The organism is Salinivibrio costicola subsp. alcaliphilus (genome assembly GCF_001996185.1).
Taxonomy (GTDB): Bacteria; Pseudomonadota; Gammaproteobacteria; order Enterobacterales; family Vibrionaceae; genus Salinivibrio; species Salinivibrio costicola.
Genome location: NZ_MUFR01000013.1, coordinates 1 through 20,530, shown reverse-complemented (window position 1 = coordinate 20,530; position 20,530 = coordinate 1). Strand labels below are relative to the sequence as shown.

Below are 20,530 nucleotides of genomic sequence, written 5' to 3'. Positions count from 1 at the left end.
AACAGTCTACTTTATGCAGTGTTATAGTCTCAGTAAGTCAGCCGTCCCTATGGTGAAAACGTGTCTAAGTATCAACAGCTTAGTGAACAGATAAAACAACAAATTCAGACCGGCATTTGGCACGTTGGAGAAAAGCTCCCCTCTCTTAGAAAACAGGCCGCTTATTCAGGTTTGAGTATGATGACAGTGCTACAAGCCTATCAACTGCTAGAAAGCCAAGGTTGGATTGTTTCTCAGTCCCGCTCAGGCTACCGCGTCGCCCCCCATGCCGAGCTTACCCAGAATGGGTCAGACAGTGCCATCCATCCTACTGAATCGGTGGATATTAATGACTACATTTTCGATGTGTTGCAAGCCAGCCGCTCCCCCGGCATGGCGAGTTATGGGCATGCGTATGTCGATCCCCTGCTTGCTCCCCGCCACCAAGTAAACCGTTCGCTCACCACCGCGGTACGCTTTATGTCCATTCACAGCGTGGTCGATAATCTCCCTCCGGGCAATGCTCAACTGCGCCACCTGATTGCCCAGCGCTATGCGGCACAGGGGATGCAAGTCTCTCCCGATGAGATAGTGATTACCGCCGGCGGGCTAGATGCACTCAACCTTAGCTTACGCGCGGTCACTCAGCCTGGTGACTGGGTCGCGGTAGAAAGCCCCGCGTTTTACGGCGCGTTACAAGCACTTGAAAATAGGGGGCTGAAAGCGATGGCGATCAGAACGCATCCCACCGAAGGCATTGACCTTGATGCCTTAGAACGCGTCTTGCAAACTCACCCGATTCGCGCTTGCTGGTTAATGAGCAATCATCAAAACCCGTTGGGTTATTCGCTGTCAAACGAGAAGAAAGCGCGTCTAGCCGATCTAGTTAAACGCTATCAGGTTTACTTAATCGAAGATGATGTATATGGCGAGCTCTACGAGGGTGAGCACAAACCACTGCCCACCAAAGCATTCGATAGCAGTGGCCATGTCTTGCACTGCTCATCGTTTTCAAAAACGCTGGTCGATGCCTTTCGCCTCGGCTGGGTTGCGGCAGGTGATCAAGCCCAGAAGCTACAAAAGCTCCAACTGATGAGCACAGTGACCACCAGCGTCCCGATTCAGCTTGCCGTCGCGCACTACTTACACAACCGAAACTACGAGCACCACTTAAAGCAACTGCGCCGCACACTCGCCAAGCGAAAAAAAGCGACATATCAATTTCTTATTGACCACTTGCCCCGAGATGTTGAGGTAGTCAACAGTCAAGGCGGATACTTTTTATGGATTGCATTGCCCAAAGGCAGTAATACCACCGCGCTGTACCACCTTGCGCTCAAACATCATATCAGTATCGCACCGGGTAATATGTTTGCCACGCACGCACAGTTTGCGCATTGCTTTCGGCTCAATGCGTCTTACCCGCTCGATCATGCTCATCAAAATGCGCTGGCAACCTTGTGCGATTTGATTGCACAGCACATTCAAGGTTTGATAAAAAGCTAAGACTGGTTAAGCAACCAAGTGAGGATCGCTTTGCGTGAGGTGGGTGTCGCTTGTTGATACCAGTACCCCATCATCTGCAAAGGCTGACTCTGGGTGGTTGGCAGTGTGCCACTACCATCACGATTAGCAAACGCCCAATCGGCAAATGCGTTACGGTCAGATTCATTGGCTTTTTGATACCAATAATCAATCATCGCTTCAGGCTGCTGTGCCACTTTTTCGCTCGTTTCAGCACCACTAGCAACCAAGGACGGATTAATCCTTTTTCCCACTACCCGCGCCGCTTCTTGATTCGCGGCGGTAAAATACGCTTTAGGGATAGAAAACTGCACACGATTACCACCGCCTGAACTGTTAAAGATAAAGCGTACGTTTGACTCAGGCCAGTTCACCACGGTTTCGGGAGACAATGGGAACGCAACATATTGCGTGGTTACACAATGTTCGGTGCAAGACTCTGATGTTACACGCATATTTTCTAGTTGAATGGCTTCTCCGTTGATCGTTACCGAATTAAACTCTTGATAATTTTTAAAAAAAGATACTTCTGTGATGAGTTTTGAAGAAGCTAGTTCAGCTTTATCCACATCGCCGGTAGCGTAATTACCCACATAATGGGACGCTGCTTTAACAATATCGGCACCTACCAACGCTTGTGTATCTGGCGTGATCGATTTTGTTGCGATTTGTACATAGTGGTGCCGCTCTTTGATTGATTTCACCACATCGTCAAACTGACTAGACGAATCGTAGCTCGCGCAACCAACCATCAATAAACAACTAGAAGCAGTAATCAGACGTAAATAAGTGTTCATAAACCACCCTTATTGGAAGCAAAAAAGCCGGCCTTCCTGGCCGGCGAAAAATAGAAAGGCAAAGCTGTAGACTAAAAGTTGTATTCAATCCCCACACGGGCAAAGGCACTTTTCTCGTCGGCGTTATAGGCATCATGTTGACCAACGCGTAAATACGGTAAGAAACCGTTATGAGAATACATTAATTGACCCGCAATCACTGATTCGCTGTCATCAACATTCGCGTTATTATCAAGATCGGAGTCACCATTCGCTGCATAACCAAGACGATAGCCCCATGGACCACTCCAGTATTCACCGACTACTGACACTTGTTCTTGTTCTGCCTCAGTATCTTTGTTGACACCATCTGTCTTGTATACACCATCATTGTATTTATAGGCTGCAGACACCTTAAATCCGCCAGGAAGTGGGATCTCAACCCCGGCTAAATAGGCTTGAGTATCAATGTCATCAGAGTAGTTCGAGTTGTATTCGTAACCGCCGTGCAACGTAAAGGCCTCTGCCACAGTATAGTGTGCCGCAGCGCCAAAATGGTTTGAGCCGTTGACATCTTTATCGCCACGTCCAACAGACACATCGAAACTAAAACCATCGAAGTCTGGTGAGTCATAGCGTGCGATATCGCCTTTACGATCATAATGCGACTTAGTGTCCGCACCCCAGTCGAAGACACGGCCTAACCCTGGGTTTGAATAGGGCCAGTCCACCACTTCATACAAAGGCGTAAGCATTCGACCAAAGCGCACCTGACCCCAATCGCCTTTCATACCGATAAAGGTATCACGTCCGCCAAGTGTCGAGCCTGTACCATCTTCACCCACATAACCTGACTCAATTTGCATAAAGATATAAACATCTTCATTGAAGTCTTTTCCCGCCCGGAATCCAATTCGAGACTCATTCTCGTAATCGTAACCGTTGTTATCCTCTTGATAAAATGCGGAAATTGCAGCAACACCATAGATATCAACATTATAATCACTCAACACGCCAACCACATTGTCATGATCAGCTGCTATCGCGCCTGTTGAACCAATAGCGACCAGTGTGCCCAAAAGTGTGTGTTTAAAAACTTTGTTCATGAAATACTCCTGCTGCCTGCAAGATGAGGTCTTGCCCCGTTGGGTTATTAAGTTTTATCGAGTGCAAAACCGATTCGAAAACATAAACATTCATGTCATGTTTTCACCCCGCTGCTTACACATTTCGTGTAACCACATCTCCAGACTAAATACGCAGAGAAAAATATCAATCACGACTTAATTTTTAATACGAATAATATGACGGCGAGCATATTTTAGGCATTTTTATGACATAGATCTGACATCAAAATGCAACACTAAAAACATAAGTATTTGAATATTATATTTTTTTATTTTATATCTCACAAGGATACCTTAAAACAAGCGTAACCATCTTTATTCCCATAGGTACATAAAACAGCCTCTCTTATTCAATAAAACCCTGTGCCGCTACGTTAAAATCGTAAAAAAGCCCCTTTCTTTTTTTATTGTGGAAAATAACAAGATTATAGCCGCGTGGATCGCTTGTTTTTTACCAACAAATTCAGAGAAATCACGTAAAAAACGTAAAAATAAGTGAGATAAAAACTAACTATGTAATTATCTATTGAAAAAAAAGAACAGGTTTGCGTTTTAGCAAAAGACACATGCCGGATGAGCGAAACGAGGCGATCGGGAGGACACACTCAGTCGTAACGTGTTGAGTGCAACAAAAAATGATGAAATTCAAAAGATCAGTTAGCGTGTCATCACAGTACTGACGTTACATGATAAATTAGTTAATAGACATATAACCCGAATCGGCTGTCACACGACACATGGCGACGCACAGAAAGGACTCATCATTAATGAAAGGACTACGTTGGATTCTGCCCTTAGTGGTATTAGGGCTCGGCTACCTTGGCTATACTGCTATTGCGGCAACGGAATCAGAGACACAGGTCGATAATCCCGCTCCTCCTCCGCCGATCGTCGATACGCAGTTCATCACGCCTACGCAACATCAAGTAGTCATCACGGGGCATGGTGAATTAATGCCGCTGGAAACCACGCAAATCTCCGCGCAAGTATCGGGAGAAGTCATGGATTGGCACCCGAATTTTGTCGCCGGTGGCATCGTAAAACGTGGCGACGTGCTCTTCTCTATTGAGGCGGATAATTATCAGGCGGCGGTGCTCAGTGCAGAGGCCGATCTCGCCAGCGCGCAAGCCGCTCTCATTGAAGAACAAGCGCAAGCCGCAGTGGCAAAGCGCCAAGCAAAAAGCTTGCCTCCGACACAGGTCACCGATCTCTATTTACGCAAACCACAACTATTAACAGCCAAGGCGCGGGTGAAGTCGGCCCAAGCGACATTAAAACGCGCTCAACGCGATCTTGATAACTGTCAAGTCACTGCACCCTATGATGCCCTAGTGGTCTCACGCGATATCGGTGTGGGTCAATATATTAGCGCAGGCACGACTGTGGGTACGATCAACAATGTTGAAGTGGCGGAAGTCCACGTACCTGTGGCTGGGTTTGACAGTGCATTTCTGCCCGAACAACTCGAAGGTATTCAGGCCTCGCTGACACGAAATGGCACATCGCCGATTCATCGCGAAGGCACCGTGGTGCGTGATTTAGGGATTGTGGAACAAAGTACACGGATGATGCGTGTGGTGGTGCGTCTTGATGATCCCTACGGTATCAGTTCGCCTAAACCAACTCTGCCCTTCGGCAGTTATGTTGAGGTGGCCTTTAACGGCACCACATTAGACGCAGTATTTAAACTTCCCCAAGCCTTGGCAAATAATCGACAAGTTTGGGTGGTCGATGGCAAGGGCCAACTTTCATCTCGCGCCTTGAATATTGTCCGTGCCGAAGGGCAATACCTTTATGCGGACCAAGGGCTAAGTGCCAATGACCAGATTGTGACAACGCCCCCCGAGTTTCCTGAAGCGGGAATGACGGTACGCGTGGCATCGCAGGTTGCGCAGGAGAACGACGACGATGAATGAAGCCCCTACGCCACCTCGTGGTCTCATTGCGTATTTTGCACATAACCCTGTCGCGGCGAATCTGATCATGATTTTTGTATTGATCATGGGGATCGCGAGCTACTTCTTTATTCAACGTCAGATGTTCCCCAACATCGAAATTAATTATATCCATATCACTGCTGACTACCCAGGCGCCTCGCCACAAGAGGTTGAAGAGAGCATCCTCGTAAAGGTGGAAGAAGCCATTAAAGATGTCACCGGCATTGAGTCTGTGGTATCGACAGCACGCCGAGGCTTTGGCCGTGTCGAAATCGAAGTGGATGTTGGCGAAGACCTCAATGTGGTGTTGGATCGGGTGAATCAGAAAGTCGATGCCATTTCTAATCTGCCCGCGTCTATGGAGCCGCTCAATGTGTCGCAAGTTGAGTTTCGACAAACAGTGATACGCATGGCGGTGGTGGGCGACAAGCCACTGACCGAGCTAAAACCCGTCGCACAAAACATCGAAGACGAGTTACTTCAACTTAACGATGTGACATTAGTCGAGCTCAGTGCCCCTAACTACGAAATCGCCATTGAAGTTGCACCCCAACAATTAAGAAAATACGACCTCACTCTGGGTCAAGTCAGTGATGCCATAGCCCGCTATTCAGCCAACTTCTCAGCCGGTGAAGTGCGCACCGATAGCGGTATGATCGCCATTCGCGTGGAAAACCAACGCTATCGCGGCGACGAATTTCGACAGATCCCGATTAAAATTGGTCCAAATGGTAGCCGGCTACGACTGCAAGATATCGCGACCATTAAAGATGGCTTTACCGAAGGTGAGCGCTATTTTAAATACTCTGGGCAAAATGCCATCTTTCTCTCGGTGAACGCGACAGCGTCGCAAAACATGGTTACCGTCGCCTCCGCAGTCAAAGATTACATCGAGACGAAAAACAACACGCTTCCAGCCGGTTTGGCGCTAAAGTCCGTGGTTGATATGACCCACTACTTAAACGCGCGCTTGGACATGATGCTCAAAAACTTGCTGCAAGGGGCAGTGCTCGTCGCGTTGTTACTGACCCTCTTTTTACGCTTCAAGCTAGCAATGTGGGTGCTCGTTGGACTGCCCGTTTGTTTTCTTGGCGCGGTTATGCTGATGCCAGTGATAGGGGTCAGTATTAATATTGTGTCGTTATTTGCCTTTATTATGGTGTTGGGGATCGTCGTTGATGATGCCATTGTGATAGGCGAAAGCGTTTATACCGAAGTCGAGCATAAGGGCGGTGGTGTGAATAACGTGGTTGCCGGTGCTCAACGGGTTGCAACGCCCGCTACCTTTGGGGTATTAACGACCATTGCAGTGTTTGCCCCTTTTTTGATGTCTAGTGGACCAGAGCGTGCCTTCTTCTTTGGTATCGCCGCCATTGTCATCTTGTGTCTGGTATTTAGTTTGATTGAATCCAAACTCATCCTTCCAGCACACCTTGCTCATACCCACTTTTCTACCCCTAAACCAAATAGCTTACGCCAACGCTTTAACCGCCGTTTTCAGCAATTCATTCACGGCCCTTATCGCCGTACAGTCACCCGAGCCACACACTGGCGTTGGTCTGTACTTACCGTATTCATTGCCCTATTGGCTATCAGTATTGCTTTGGTGGTGGCCAGCCACGTTCGTATGGTGCCGACGCCGAAAGTACCACATGACTTCCCCAATATTCGTTTAGAGATGAATAACAACGCATCGAGCGAACAAACCATCGCTGCCCTAAAAGCTATCGAGCGTATGGTCTACGACGTTGATAACAACACTCAAGCGGAAACCGGCCAAGCCATGATCAAAGAAACCTTGGTATTTAATGAGGGCCGAACCGCTGGGCAGCTGGTGATCCCCTTGGTGGATGATGCCGTTCGCCCCTTTACCACTTTTGAACTCTCTCGGCGCTGGCGCGATGCCATGCCTGATATTCCGGGGGTGAAAAAGCTCACCATTCAAGACGATGTCAACGGCGGAGAACAAGGTGATGAATTTGGTTACCTGTTATTCGGCCCCGATATTGATACCCTCAATGCCGCTGGGCGGGCGCTGATGTCACGCCTTAATCAGCAACCAGGGCTTTTCGATATATCCTCTTCGATGGATTCTGGCAGTCAGGAAATTCTGATCTCGCTCACTCCCGTCGCCCATGATCTGGGACTGGATCTGACGACCATTGCCCAGCAAGTTGGGGGCAGCTTTTATGGCGGTGAAGCACAGCGATTGATCCGAGACGGTGAAGAAATCAAAGTCATGGTGCGGTATCCAAAGCGCACGCGAGAAACCTTCTCATCGCTACGCTATGCCGTGATTACGACGCCAACGGGGCAACAAGTGATGCTGGGTGATGTGGTCAACTTTGAGCAACAGCCTGGGATCAGTAGCCTTCGCCGTGAAGCAGGGTTTCGCACTGTCTACGTCTATGGCGCCATTGATGAAGAGCAAGTAGAACCCAACCAAGTGGTTGAAACGATTCGACAATCGATAATACCTGATGTGTTGGCCGATTATCCTGAAGTCACCAGTGAGCTCAGTGGCTCGATTGAGGAGCAACAAGCTCAGCAAAGTGAGCAACTGCTGTTTTTTATCGCTGGCATGATCGTGGTCTATGCATTGCTTGCCGTACCATTAAAAAGTTACACCCAGCCATTAATCATTATGTCGGTGATCCCATTTAGTCTCACCGGCGCCATTTGGGGACATTATTGGTTTGATATCGATTTGAGCTTGATGTCGACCTTTGGCTTAATTGCCGCGGCAGGTGTGGTGGTCAACGATTCACTGGTAATGACCGATTACATCAACCGGGCTCGGCAAGCGGGCGTTGCAGTCAAACAAGCGGTGATTGACGCCGGCTGCGCGCGTTTTCGTGCCATCACTCTCACCTCCATCACCACCTTTGCCGGGGTACTGCCGATCATGTTTGAAACTAGCTTACAAGCACGGTTTGTGATCCCCATGGCAGTGGCGTTAGGCTTTGCCGTGATGTTCGCAACCTTGCTCACACTGATTCTTGTGCCTTGCTTGTACCTGATATTGCAAGATATTGGCAGAGTGTTGCAAAGACTAATGCAACGCGTCTTGCCAACGGCATCAGAGGATCAACCCCGCTAGTTCAAAAGATTCAATCGGCTAGCGCCCTACAAAGGGGTGGCCCAGCGCGGCCCCTTGTGCGCCTGTTTGTGTGAGTGTCTCGGCGATCGCTGTCATCGCAAGCCAGCGATTTTCACACCAGGCAGGTGCTAACAATGTGGGTGGACGTGCACTTGCCGACACCCGATGGTAAACCACCTCTGGTGGCGTTCGCTGAATCATCATCGAGGCGCTAGCGATGTAATCGTCGAACGAAATTTTCCTTTGTCGCCCAGCTCGCCACGCCTTTGCCATGGTGCTTCCTTCAACGATGTGCAGCGGATGCAACTTGATCCCATCGGTGCCCGTATTTACCACTGTATCAATCGTCTGTTGATGGGCCGTTATCTCCTCCCCTGGCAGGCCGACAATTAAATGGGTGCACACTTTGATCCCTAAGGCACGGGCCTTTGTTGCGACCTGTTGGTATACCGCGACGTTATGCCCACGATTAATGCGTTTGAGCGTTTTATCATGGCCGGTTTGTAAGCCAAGCTCTAACCACACCTCAAAGCCTTGTTGATAATAATCTGCAAGCAAATCGAGCACGGCATGCGGCACGCAATCAGGACGTGTTCCCACACATAATCCCACCATGTGCTCTTGGGCCAGTGCTTGCTCGTATAACACTTTTAAACGGGCGACTTCATCATAGGTGCTGGTATAAGCCTGAAAATACGCTAAATAACGGCGGGCACGATCCACTTCTTTGGCGCGTTGACTGAGTTGTTGACTGACCGATGCATGTTGCGCTTTTTCATCCGCAAACGAGGCCACATTACAAAACGTGCAACCGCCCCGTCCCAACGTACCATCGCGGTTTGGGCAGCTAAAACCACCGTGCAACGTCAGTTTATGCACCCGTTCGCCATAGCGGTGCTTGAGATCTTGGCCAAGTGTATTAACTAACTGGTGCAGCTCCATGGTGCCTCGTGGCTCAATACAAAGTCGCATCTTAGCAGCACAAACCAGTGGCACTTTGGTAGAGATCAAACGTCGGTATCACGGCCGCTAAAAACGACGAAAAAAAACCCGCCGTGATGGCGGGTTGAATCTCATTAGGCTTTGGCCTTCTTCTTGCGCTTGTCAGTGACTTCCCACTGACCATCGACAAAGAAAGCTGACCAGCCGGATGGCTTACCGTCTTCTTCACTTCGCACGTAGTTTTCTTTGGTTTTACGTGCAAAACGAACTACCGTCGGTCGTCCATCAGGATCCTGTTGTGGTGCATCCGCAAGGTATTGGAATTTCTCCGAGATACGATCTCTAAAGCGATCGAGCTCTTCCACCAGCGGCGCGCGAGTTTCACGCGATTTAGGGAAGTTACTTGCCGCCATAAACAGCCCCGAGGCGCCGTCTCGCAGCACAAAATAGGCGTCCGAATTTTCGCAAGGCAGTTCAGGGAAATGCACAGGATCTTCTTTCGGTGGTGCAACATCACCGTTTTTCAAGATCTTGCGCGTATTCTTACATTCATCATTGGTGCAACCCATGTACTTCCCGAAGCGGCCATTTTTCAGCACCATATCGTTACCACATTTGTCACACTCAACGACCGGACCGTCATAGCCTTTCGGTTTAAACTCACCCTTTTCGACCACATAACCTTCACAGCTTGGGTTATTACCACAGACATGAAGCTTACGATGTTGGTCAATCAGGTATGAATCCATCGCCGTTTCGCAAATCGGACAACGTTTCATGGCACGAAGATCCGCGGTTTCAACATCCTCTTCTAGGACATTAACAATGCCGTCTTCATCCATCAGATTGATGGTGGTTTTGCAACGCTCTTTCGGCGGTAATGCATACCCTGAGCAGCCCAAAAAGACGCCAGTTGATGCAGTACGAATACCCATTTTACGGCCACATGTTGGACAATCGATATCCGTCATGACCATATTGTTCGGTTTCATCCCGCCTTCTTCTTCGTCTTGTTCCGCTTGCTCTAGCTCTGCGGTGAAGTCGGCAAAGAAGTCGTCAAGCACGCCTTTCCAATCGGCTTGACCTTCAGCGATTTTATCCAGCGACGCTTCCATCCGGGCGGTAAAGTCGTAATCCATCAAGTCTGCAAAGCTCTGGGTCAGACGATCGGTGACGATCTCTCCCATTTTCTCTGCGTAGAAACGACGATTTTCGACGCGCACATAACCACGATCTTGAATGGTCGAAATGATCGACGCATACGTGGACGGACGGCCAATACCCGCTTTTTCCAGCTCTTTAACCAAAGCCGCTTCCGTGAATCGCGCCGGTGGCTTAGTGAAGTGCTGTTTCGGATCAAGCTGACTCAACGTCAGTGATTGTCCCACTTCCACCGCAGGCAAGATTTGATCTTCGTTTTTACCCGTCGGGCGCTGTACGCGCGTCCAACCATCGAAACGTAAAATCCGCCCTTTTGCTTTCAAAGAGAACTCACCGGCCTCTACGGTCAATGTGGTGGAGTCGTACTTAGCCGGTACCATTTGACACGCCACGAACTGACGCCATATCAGGTCGTACAGTCGATGCGCATCAGGATCCATACCTTGCAAATCGCTCGCCGTCACGCCAACATCCGATGGACGGATCGCTTCGTGGGCTTCTTGCGCATTGGCTTTTGCCCCGTAGACGTTCGCCGACTCAGGTAAATATTGTTCACCGTATTCGCTGGCAATATGTCCCCGCGCTGCGTCCACCGCCTCTTTACTGAGGTTGGTAGAATCGGTACGCATATAGGTGATGTAACCCGCCTCATAAAGACGCTGCGCTAACATCATGGTTTTCTTCACCCCAAAGCCTAACCGCGTACTGGCGGCTTGCTGAAGTGTTGAGGTGATATAGGGCGCAGATGGCTTACTGGTTGAGGGGCGATCTTCACGATCACGTACCACGTAGCTCGCGTTTTCCAACGCGGCCACCGCGGCCATCGCCTCATCGCTGTTTTTCGGCTTAAAGGCTTTTCCGTTTTGCTGTGCAACGAGCAATCGAAGCGCCTGCTCGTTAGGGGTGAGCGTGTCCGCATGCACATCCCAAAACTCTTCAGGAATAAACGCTTTAATTTGATGCTCGCGTTCGACCAACAATTTCACCGCGACCGATTGCACACGCCCTGCCGACAAACCGCGCGCCACTTTTTTCCAAAGCAGCGGTGACACCATAAAGCCCACCACACGATCGAGAAAACGCCTGGCTTGCTGTGCATTGACGCCATCAATGTTGACGTCTCCCGGCGCTTCAAACGCCTGGGTAATGGCATTTTTGGTGATCTCGTTAAACACAACACGCTTAAAACGATCTTCATCGCCACCGATCAGCTCCCGCAGGTGCCAAGCTATAGCTTCCCCTTCGCGGTCCAAATCCGTTGCGAGATAAACATGGTCAGCTTGCTCGGCCAGTGATTTGAGTTCGGCAACGACTTTTTCCTTGCCCGGCAGCACTTGATATTTCGCCTGCCAACCGTTGTAAGGATCGACGCCCATCTTATTGATGAGCGCCTTCTTTTCTTTTTGTTTCTTAATTTGCGCTTTTTCTTCGGCGCTGAGCCCTTTCGTAGACACAGGTGCAGCTTTTTTACCGCCCTGGGTCGCTCCAGTAGGCAGATCACGCACATGCCCGACACTCGACTTCACAATGAAATCTTTGCCGAGATATTTGTTGATCGTTTTCGCCTTTGCAGGGGACTCCACGATAACGAGAGATTTGCCCATAATGACCTAATTGACGCCCTTTGCGCTAAAACTGTCGAAAATTCGTTGCGTTGCACTCCGATATTGGAATGCCGCTATCTGTTTTACAATATTGAGCGAGTCTAGCCGAATATCAACTAAATTCGCAGTAAAACACGCTGATTGCTCGTACCTTCCACAATTGTTAACCAATTGTGATAGTAGTGTATCGGTTATTCGCTATGCCACTTTTCGGCAAAAAGCGCGCTAATCATTACCATTGCCGCCTGTAAAATAGCTAAGTGGATACGGTAATTTTTGGCTTGGCTCACATTATTCTTGATATTTATCCCATCATAGCGTGATTTCGCCAAGCCAAAGGCATGCCAGCAGTCAATGCGACGATGCCCTATTTTATGTGCAATATACCGGTATCATGCACGCGCGCTTGCTTACACCAGCGGACGCTGGCCTCGGCTAATCCATTTAAGTAACACACGATCGGCCACCTCAGCGGAGGTCCCTGCTAATTTCTCAGCGATATTTTTGCGCTGCTGATAAGAGACCGATAGCACTTTACGATCCTTGTTGGCCGCCTCAAAAAGATACTCGTCGCTGGTGCAGACTTGATCAATCAAGCCAAGTTCTAATGCTTGGTTGCCAAACCAGTGCTCGCCGGTTGCGACCTCATCAACATTTAACGAAGGGCGGTGCTCGGTGATAAACGCTTTGAATAGACCATGCGTTTCTTCCAACTCGGTTTTGAATTTTTCACGCGCTTTATCGGTATTTTCACCAAACATGGTCAAGGTACGTTTAAACTCCCCTGCGGTCAGCTGCTCAAACTCAATATCGTTTTTCTTGAGCAACTTATTAAAGTTAGGGAGCTGGGCAATTACACCAATCGAACCAATGATTGCGAAAGGCGCAGCGATCAGCTTATCGGCCACACATGCCATCATATAGCCACCGCTAGCCGCGACTTTGTCAACCGCGACAGTCAGCGGTACGCCGGCTTTACGAACGCGTGCCAGTTGCGAGGCGGCTAACCCATAGCCGTGCACCATGCCGCCGCCACTTTCCAGTTTAACCAAGACTTCATCTTGTTCGGTCGCTACCGACAAAATGGCGGTCACTTCCTCACGCAATGCCTCGACTTCGCGGGCATCAATACTGCCTTTAAAAGTCAGAACAAAAAGTTGTGGATCGCGCTGTGTTGGCTGCGCCGTTTGCTTCTTCGCTGCGGCCTTTTGTGCCTTTTCTTCTTTCTTTTTCGCCTTTTTCTCGTCTTTATCGCGCGCCTTTAACGATGACTCATTGTAAAGATGATGTTCGAGCGACTGCCGGTAGGTCTTAAAGCTATCGGTTAAATCGGTAAGCTTCAGGCTGCCTTTCTGTCCGCCTTTATCATTCGCCGCGCGTAGCAGTGCCACTAACACCACCGCTGCCATTAAAAAGGTGACGACTTTCGCTAAAAAAAGCCCATAATCCGCAATGAATTCCAATGTTGTATCCTCTTTTTATCTCTGAGTTTGCAATGCCTCAGCCCAGTGCATCACGCACTTGGTTGTCACACATTACCCGCAACCTTACAATAATCTACGTTTAACAATAAATAAGGATTTGTACTGTGGACTATCAAGTAACCTCCGACGCGCTTCAAGGGCGTGTAATTTTGGTCACCGGCGCCGGCGCTGGTATTGGTCGTCAAGCGGCACTGAGCTATGCCGAAAAAGGCGCGACGGTGATTTTGCTCGGCCGCACCGTGAAAAAACTTGAAGCTGTGTACGATGAAATTACTGCCACGGGCGCACCACAACCTGCCATTATTCCCTTAGATATGCTGGGGGCAACCCGGCAGCATTATCTCGACATGGCGGATACCATTGACCAGCAATTTGGTCGTTTAGACGGAGTACTCCATAATGCTGGCCTGCTCGGTGTGCTAAGCCCTTTCGATCAAATCGATGAAAAATCGCATGACGATGTGATGCAAGTGAACGTCAAAGCCACCATGTTGATGACACAAGCCTTGCTGCCACTGCTGAAAAAGTCTGATGATGCGCGGGTGGTGTTTACCACGTCTACCGTGGGTCATCAAGGCCGTGCTTACTGGGGCAGCTACGCGATTTCTAAGTTCGCCACGGAAGGAATGATGCAAGTACTGGCCGATGAAATGTCAGACACCAAGGTACGAGTGAACGCGATTAATCCAGGTGGCACGCGAACTAGCATGCGCGCCAGCGCCTTCCCAGGCGAGGATCCCGACACATTAAAAACGCCACTCGATATTATTCCGCTCTACGTCTACCTCATGGCCCCGGAAGGTGTTGAAGTGCATGGCCAGTGCATTGATGCGCAACCCAAACGATAAACAACAACGCCCCCATTGACGGGGGCGTTGTTTTTCACAAACGCGGTTTAAAAATCAAAGGTAATTTTTGCTTTTACATTCCGCTCATCACCATACCAACAGTTCAGCTCGTCGAAGCAGCTATAGGTCGTTTTATCCAGCACGTTCGTTGCAGATAGTGACAATTTCGCTCCTGATAGCGACGTATCTAGCTGAGCAAGATCATAGTTTAGAGCGGTATCAAACAGGGTATAATCAGGCACTTTAAAGGTATTGTTCGCGTTACCCTGTGACTCGCCCACATAACGCGCCCCCACGCTCACTTCTAATCCGGAGGTTAACTGATGGTTCACCCAAGCACTGGCCGTTTGCTCGGGCACCCAAACCGGTGTCTTGCCATCAAGGTTAGGATCGTCGGTGATCTCCATATCAATATAGCTATAGGTTAAGGCCACATTGGTATCTAGGCTCAGCGCATGATTCAGTTCAATTTCTACGCCTCGCGAACGGATTTCACCCGTTTGAATTTTGGCGTAAGAATCATTGGGATCGTTGACCAAGGCATCTTGCTTAGTCAGCTCAAATAACGCCAAGTTGAGCCCTGTCGTCCCATCCAACGATAAATACTTCAAGCCTGCTTCCCACTGCTCGCCCTTCGATGGATCAAAGACATTACCTCGATTATCCATGTCTGTCGGCTCAAAGCTCTCGGAGTAACTGAGATAAGGGGAAATACCGTTATCAAATTGGTACATGGCTCCGGCGCGAAACGCCAAATTGTAGTGGCGAATGTTTTTATCAGAGGTACTCGGTGACCCAGCAAACAATGTTTGCTGATTATCTTTTAACTCATATTCATCGTATCGCGCGCCAGCGAGAAAGACCCATTGATTCCAAAGGATCTGATCTTGGGCGTAGAGTCCGGTCTGCGTGACCTCAATGTCATGCTGATCCTGATAAACGAAGCTAAGTGAACTTGGGTCAACCTGGTTATTATTGGGCTCAAAGATATCAATAGCCGGCACCACACCTGCAAGGGTATCGTCATAGCCAACATTGGACGACATGTTTTGATAATCCAAGCCGAACAAGGTGTAATGCTGCGCTGCCCCCCAGCGCAAATCGCCAGAAAGCTGAGTATCAACCACCCACGATTCCATGGTTTCATCTGTCAGGTATGCATTACGCGGATAGTGTCTGCCATCACTGCTTTTTTGATGGTACATGTTCTTTTGCAGTAAATCGGCATCGGTGTATCGTGCGGTGTGCAGTAGTGACCAATCAGAAGCGAGTTGGTGTTGCACCTTATAGCCCAGCATTAAAAACTCTCGGTCGTAGGTATTCCAGTTGTTGTCACCGGAAAAACTGTCACTGGAAAGGCTGCCTTGGTCACTGTGCAGCACTGAGCCTTTTGCTGGTAGCGACGTATAAATGCCCGCAGCCGGGTCCGCTTGATAATAAAGATTAAAATTCACTAAGGTATCTTGCGAGATACGCCAATCTAGCGACGGAGCCACGACATAACGCTCTTCTTCTGAATGCCCGGCTTGCCCGTCTTTTTGCCGTGCCAGCGCCACCATCCGATAGGCTAACGAGGTATCTTGAATCGCTCCGGTGCTGTCGACTGATATTTCTCGCAACGCCTCTGTATCAGTACTGACGCCAACCCGATGCGCGGCTTCACGCTGTGGCGTTTTCGCGATCATATTCACCATGCCACCCGGTGGAATATTTCCGTACAACACGGATGTAGGCCCTTTAAAAACCTCGACTTGCTCAATCGCGATCGGATCAATTTGTGGCTGTAAATTCCAGGTGTTATAAGGGATCGCTAACCCGTCGTAAAAATTTTGATAGTTGATAAAACCACGAATATTGAAAAGGTCGAGACGGGTCACGGCCCCACCGCGAAGTTCGGTATTTACGCCCGGGGTGTAGCGGACGGCTTCGCTTAATGAGCTTGCTTGGCGCTGCTCCAAAGTGTCGCGGTTAATCACTGTGACCGCTTGTGGTGTCTCTTCGGGTGCCAATACCGTTTTGGTGGCGGTATTGCGGTACGTGTCACCTAGGACTTGTATGGTTTCCATGTTGGCTTCTTGGGGAGCAGAGTAAGCCGACACAGTTACCACGCTGCTAATCACAGCTAAGGTCAACGGCGACAATCGCCCAATAGCCTGCCGTGGGCACGAAAAACCTGTATGCATCATGATTTCCTCTAATGACGAACCAATAAATCTAAAACGGAATCATTCGTATTTTATGGATACATAGAGGAAATACTGTTCATTTTGGTGCACGATGCACGGGATCGATAGCACGATGCACGGGATTGAGTGGCACCCAATATGTCATTACTGCGCTATTCGAGTGGGGCTGGTAACCACTGGGGTAGATTTCAAGCTCTATACCATCGGTGCATTGATAGCCAGAGTCTGGTAGCCAAGCGTAAATAAACGCCTGCAATGTATCAGGGAGCCCGCTCACCGGCCCGGAGTGCGTGATAACGGCATAGGTCGTTTCCGGAATGATCCAGCTTGTGGTGTCATGTTGAAAGCCTGCTAATGCCTGTTGTCCCGCAAGGTATGGCAACGGTGATTGCAGTGTATCCGCGCTAGCTACATCAATGGCACCAATACTTGGCTGGTTTAGATCAATCACGCCGCGCGCATAGGCTCGCTGCCAAAGCGCTGGCACAACATCATTAAAATCAGGCTCTGGCGCAAATAATCCCAATATCGGTGCAACGTCTCCCGCGATTGTGGCTTGAGGTCGCGTTTTAATCTGCACAGATAACCACAGAGGTTGTGGTGTGGTTAAAGTGGTAATTTGTAACGGTGTACGAATACCATCCATAATGCCTCGTCGACGATATTCTCGAGGCGTCATATTATATTGCTGTCGAAATGCGCGGGAAAAATTAGCCTCAGAGGTAAACCCACAGGATAAGGCAATATCAATGATACGACGTTGGCCAGTCAGTAACTGCTTAGCGGCATCACTCAATTTAAGCTCCCGCACGTAGTGCGCAACACTCATCCCCGTTTGCTCAGAGAACACGCGCTGCAGTTGCCAACGAGACCAGCAACTTTTTGCTGCAAGTTCACTAACCAATAGTGGCTGATCTAAATGGGTATGGATGTAGGCTAATACACGTTCAATCCGATTCAAACGGGTGGCAGCTTGATAAGGCTCAGCAGCGATCGTCATTATTTCCGTATATCGATAGTTCTATAAATTGAGCTGACAATAACACAAATAATAATCGTTATCATGTATACCCTTCTCTTCTCTCTTGAATAAAAAACCCGACACAAGGCCGGGTTTTCATTCATTAATGCTGAAAGCGTTTTATTTACGCGTCCGAGGCTTCCCTTTCCCTCTTGGCGCGCCAGGGCGTGGGCTACCTTTTTTGGGTCCCGACCCTTTTGGTCCTGCTGCCGGGGCATTACCACGGCGAGCTTGACGGGCTTTCTTTGGCTTATCGTTCGAGTCGATACGCTCTTCATAGCGGCGCACTGCTCGACGAATTTTCTGACGCGACTTTTTACGCTTTTGGTCTTCTGGCGTGATCACTGTTTGCGATTCAGGCTTCATTTCCACCATCTCGCGCAAATAGTTAACTTCTTTAAGTTCCATCTCGCGCCAACCACCACGTGGCAGGTCTTTCTCAAGATAAATGTCACCGTAACGCACTCGCTTCAAGCGGCTCACAGTCACACCTTGAGTTTCCCAAAGGCGACGCACTTCGCGGTTACGCCCTTCGGTGATCACAACATAAAAGGTGTGGTTCATCCCTTCGCCACCCGCGTAAACCACGTCCTCAAAGCGGGCAACACCGTCTTCAAGCTCGACACCGGCCACCACGTTGCGCACCATGTCTTCGTTCACATCACCAAAAACGCGCACCATATATTCACGCTGCACTTGGCGGCTTGGATGCATCAAGCGGTTTGCCAGTTCACCGTCAGTGGTAAACAGCATGAGACCGGACGTGTTGGCGTCCAAGCGGCCAACAGCGACCCAGCGAGCATCTTTGAGCTTTGGCAACCGGTCGAACACGGTACGACGACCTTCTGGGTCGCTACGCGTACATAGTTCGCCCTCTGGCTTGTTGTAAGCCAGCACGCGACATACTGACTCAGAAGGCGCATTGAGCGGCACTGCATGGCCATCGACACGCACCAGCGCACTCGGATCGTCAAGACGGTCGCCCAGCTTGGCCACCACACCATTGACACTCACTCGGCCGGCTTGGATATAGCTTTCCATTTCGCGGCGTGACCCCGTGCCAGCACGCGCTAGCACCTTCTGTAATTTTTCGCTCATGTTTGTCTTACCTTACTGTCGCCTTCACAGGCGTCAAAAACGGAATAACTCTACGTTATGGCTGGTTATAATACGCCCCTAGTAAAACTTGTTGAAACATCTCCAACAAGATAAAGCGCGGCGCTATAACAGGTGCCTAATGATACACGACCGCATCACGCACGCATAGAAAAATACACCCTGACCACTGGATAAAACGGTCAGTTTTTATACGTCTTTTATCTCGCTCATTTCGTCTCTCTGTGCTGAGGCGTGAAAGTTCTCACAGCTGCTGGGCTAAAGTACCTGTAACATGCCGACAGTCCATAACTTGTGCTAGAGCGGTATAGCATGCTTTCGATCGAAGACAATAAAACCAAATGGGACTTTTTCCAAAAACACCACTGGGTGTCTCATGAATTCTCACGTACCCCCGTACTTAAGTCGTGGGAGCGGTGTATAAAGCAATGTAATCCCTACACTTGGTCAAAACCACACATTGCCTCTGGTTTTACCTTGTCGTCTTTGATGAAGCGCAACGAGCATCTTATCGAATGTGCCACCACAGTGCTTGAAGATACTTACGATATGTTAGGCGAAGAAAATTTGCTATTGATTGTGACTGACAACAATGGCTGCATTCTTTCTCTCGTCGGGCATGACGTAATAAAGCAGGAGATGAACGAGCTTGGTATAAAACACGGTTGCTTTCTTTCTGAAGGGAAGATTGGTACCAATGCAGTCAATCTCTGTATCAACACCCATATGCCTTGTGAAGTATTTGCCGCAGAACACTTTAATCGTCACTTACATCCTTATGCCTCCGTGGCAGCACCTGTTTTCGATCAATTTGGCAAGCTACGTGGGACAACGTGTTTGATCAAAAACGCAGAACACTACCAGAAAGATAGCTTAGTCATCATCGCGTCAAGTGCGAGAGAAATCAGTTTGCAGATACATATTCATTCTGAACAAGAGAATATTAACCGTCTTTCCTGCGCGCACAACGCCACACTAGAGTCCATGGATGATGGTCTCCTGGCATGGGATGGAGACAATCACATCACCATGGTTAACCATCAATCTGAGCGGTTACTGAATATTGAGGCGAGCGATATCTTAGAAAAAGATGTGTTCTGTGTTTTTCGTTTTCCACCTAATGTACTCAACAGTATTGAGTCTGGCACAACAATTAAGCGTAAATTGACCACAATAGAAGTCGGCGGCGAGTTTGTTGAAGCGATTATCACGCTGCGTGCGCTCAATGACGGCACCCATTTACTGTTCTTGCACCCCATTGATAAAATTCGCGAACTAGCTCAACAGCAGATCGGAGGCAGTGCACGATATACATTCAATACGTTGCCTGTTATTTCACGCAAGATGAAACACGTGATTACCATGGCCAAGCGGGCGATAAAATCGAATTCACCGATCTTCATTACTGGAGAGGAAGGTGTGGGAAAAGCGACGTTAGCCATGGCGATTCATAATGAGAGTAGCTATAAAGATGGGCCATTCATTACGCTCAACTGCCGCTCGATCAATACGGAACAACTGGTGAAAGAGACCTTGGGCTATGATGAAGGACAGGGCATGCCTTCTAAGTTTGAGTTAGCTCACGGCGGAACTCTGTTTTTAGAAAAAGTGGAATACCTATCGCCAGACCTTGTATCTCTCCTGGAGTTGAGGTTAGCTACCTCTGTTCCGGTGAGTTTGGTGATGCTGAGTCCGACCTTAGCACCTGATGCTGTTATGTAGATC

General features: G+C 49.0%; 12 protein-coding genes and 1 pseudogene. 5 read left to right on the top strand and 8 right to left on the bottom strand.

What is annotated here, in order from left to right; translation table 11 throughout:
• The first annotated feature begins 60 nt into the window (after positions 1–60).
• Complete coding sequence (locus BZJ21_RS06070; RefSeq protein ID WP_021023941.1) at positions 61–1,485, top strand: aminotransferase-like domain-containing protein; 1,425 nt, start codon at positions 61–63, stop codon at positions 1,483–1,485.
• Here BZJ21_RS06070 and BZJ21_RS06065 read toward each other — a convergent pair.
• Positions 1,482–2,300, bottom strand: a complete 819-nt coding sequence (locus BZJ21_RS06065; protein ID WP_077669354.1) for a DUF2057 family protein — start codon at positions 2,298–2,300, stop codon at positions 1,482–1,484. The two genes, BZJ21_RS06070 and BZJ21_RS06065, sit on opposite strands and share 4 nt — an antisense overlap.
• A gap of 71 nt (positions 2,301–2,371) precedes the next feature.
• Positions 2,372–3,385, bottom strand: coding sequence for a porin (locus BZJ21_RS06060; protein ID WP_077669353.1), 1,014 nt, complete (start codon positions 3,383–3,385; stop codon positions 2,372–2,374).
• Positions 3,386–4,173: 788 nt separating this feature from the next.
• Between BZJ21_RS06060 and BZJ21_RS06055 the strand changes: the two genes are divergently transcribed.
• Positions 4,174–5,322, top strand: a complete 1,149-nt coding sequence (locus BZJ21_RS06055; protein ID WP_077669352.1) for an efflux RND transporter periplasmic adaptor subunit — start codon at positions 4,174–4,176, stop codon at positions 5,320–5,322.
• Complete coding sequence (locus tag BZJ21_RS06050; protein ID WP_077661207.1) at positions 5,315–8,443, top strand: efflux RND transporter permease subunit; 3,129 nt, start codon at positions 5,315–5,317, stop codon at positions 8,441–8,443. The genes BZJ21_RS06055 and BZJ21_RS06050 overlap by 8 nt, the downstream gene beginning before the upstream one ends.
• Positions 8,444–8,461: 18 nt before the next feature.
• On the opposite strand, the gene BZJ21_RS06045 is transcribed toward BZJ21_RS06050, so the two are convergent.
• From BZJ21_RS06045 to sohB, 3 genes are all read right to left on the bottom strand, one after another.
• The gene (locus BZJ21_RS06045; protein ID WP_077661206.1) at positions 8,462–9,385 is read right to left on the bottom strand and encodes a TIGR01212 family radical SAM protein; all 924 of its coding nucleotides are present in this window, start codon (positions 9,383–9,385) and stop codon (positions 8,462–8,464) included.
• A 134-nt stretch (positions 9,386–9,519) separates the two neighbouring features.
• Positions 9,520–12,150 (bottom strand): type I DNA topoisomerase, encoded by a 2,631-nt coding sequence (topA, locus tag BZJ21_RS06040; RefSeq protein WP_077669351.1) that lies wholly within the window; start codon positions 12,148–12,150, stop codon positions 9,520–9,522.
• 410 nt (positions 12,151–12,560) lie between these two features.
• Positions 12,561–13,613, bottom strand: a complete 1,053-nt coding sequence (gene sohB, locus BZJ21_RS06035; RefSeq protein ID WP_021023935.1) for a protease SohB — start codon at positions 13,611–13,613, stop codon at positions 12,561–12,563.
• 125 nt (positions 13,614–13,738) lie between these two features.
• Between sohB and BZJ21_RS06030 the strand changes: the two genes are divergently transcribed.
• On the top strand, positions 13,739–14,482 hold the full coding sequence (locus tag BZJ21_RS06030) for a YciK family oxidoreductase (RefSeq protein ID WP_021023934.1): 744 nt from the start codon (positions 13,739–13,741) through the stop codon (positions 14,480–14,482).
• Positions 14,483–14,529: 47 nt separating this feature from the next.
• Here BZJ21_RS06030 and BZJ21_RS06025 read toward each other — a convergent pair whose 3' ends face one another.
• From BZJ21_RS06025 to rluB, 3 genes are all read right to left on the bottom strand, one after another.
• The gene (locus BZJ21_RS06025; RefSeq protein ID WP_236719523.1) at positions 14,530–16,548 is read right to left on the bottom strand and encodes a TonB-dependent siderophore receptor; all 2,019 of its coding nucleotides are present in this window, start codon (positions 16,546–16,548) and stop codon (positions 14,530–14,532) included.
• Between the two features lie 196 nt (positions 16,549–16,744).
• Positions 16,745–17,668, bottom strand: coding sequence for an AraC family transcriptional regulator (locus BZJ21_RS06020; protein ID WP_077461044.1), 924 nt, complete (start codon positions 17,666–17,668; stop codon positions 16,745–16,747).
• A 141-nt stretch (positions 17,669–17,809) separates the two neighbouring features.
• Entirely contained in the window at positions 17,810–18,787 is a 978-nt protein-coding gene (gene rluB / locus BZJ21_RS06015; RefSeq protein ID WP_021023931.1) for a 23S rRNA pseudouridine(2605) synthase RluB, read from the bottom strand.
• Positions 18,788–19,117: 330 nt separating this feature from the next.
• Between rluB and dhaR the strand changes: the two are divergent.
• Positions 19,118–20,473 (top strand): annotated as a pseudogene (gene dhaR, locus BZJ21_RS06010) (dihydroxyacetone kinase operon transcriptional regulator DhaR); the annotation flags it as partial.
• Positions 20,474–20,530 lie beyond the last annotated feature (57 nt).

Excerpts from the sequence above, each read along its gene's own strand:
- BZJ21_RS06065 (WP_077669354.1), bottom strand. The coding sequence starts at position 2,300 with ATGAACACTTATTTACGTCTGATTACTGCTTCTAGTTGTTTATTGATG.
- BZJ21_RS06060 (WP_077669353.1), bottom strand. The coding sequence starts at position 3,385 with ATGAACAAAGTTTTTAAACACACACTTTTGGGCACACTGGTCGCTATT.
- BZJ21_RS06055 (WP_077669352.1), top strand. The coding sequence starts at position 4,174 with ATGAAAGGACTACGTTGGATTCTGCCCTTAGTGGTATTAGGGCTCGGC.
- BZJ21_RS06050 (WP_077661207.1), top strand. The coding sequence starts at position 5,315 with ATGAATGAAGCCCCTACGCCACCTCGTGGTCTCATTGCGTATTTTGCA.
- BZJ21_RS06045 (WP_077661206.1), bottom strand. The coding sequence starts at position 9,385 with ATGGAGCTGCACCAGTTAGTTAATACACTTGGCCAAGATCTCAAGCAC.
- topA (WP_077669351.1), bottom strand. The coding sequence starts at position 12,150 with ATGGGCAAATCTCTCGTTATCGTGGAGTCCCCTGCAAAGGCGAAAACG.
- BZJ21_RS06025 (WP_236719523.1), bottom strand. The coding sequence starts at position 16,548 with ATGGAAACCATACAAGTCCTAGGTGACACGTACCGCAATACCGCCACC.
- BZJ21_RS06020 (WP_077461044.1), bottom strand. The coding sequence starts at position 17,668 with ATGACGATCGCTGCTGAGCCTTATCAAGCTGCCACCCGTTTGAATCGG.
- rluB (WP_021023931.1), bottom strand. The coding sequence starts at position 18,787 with ATGAGCGAAAAATTACAGAAGGTGCTAGCGCGTGCTGGCACGGGGTCA.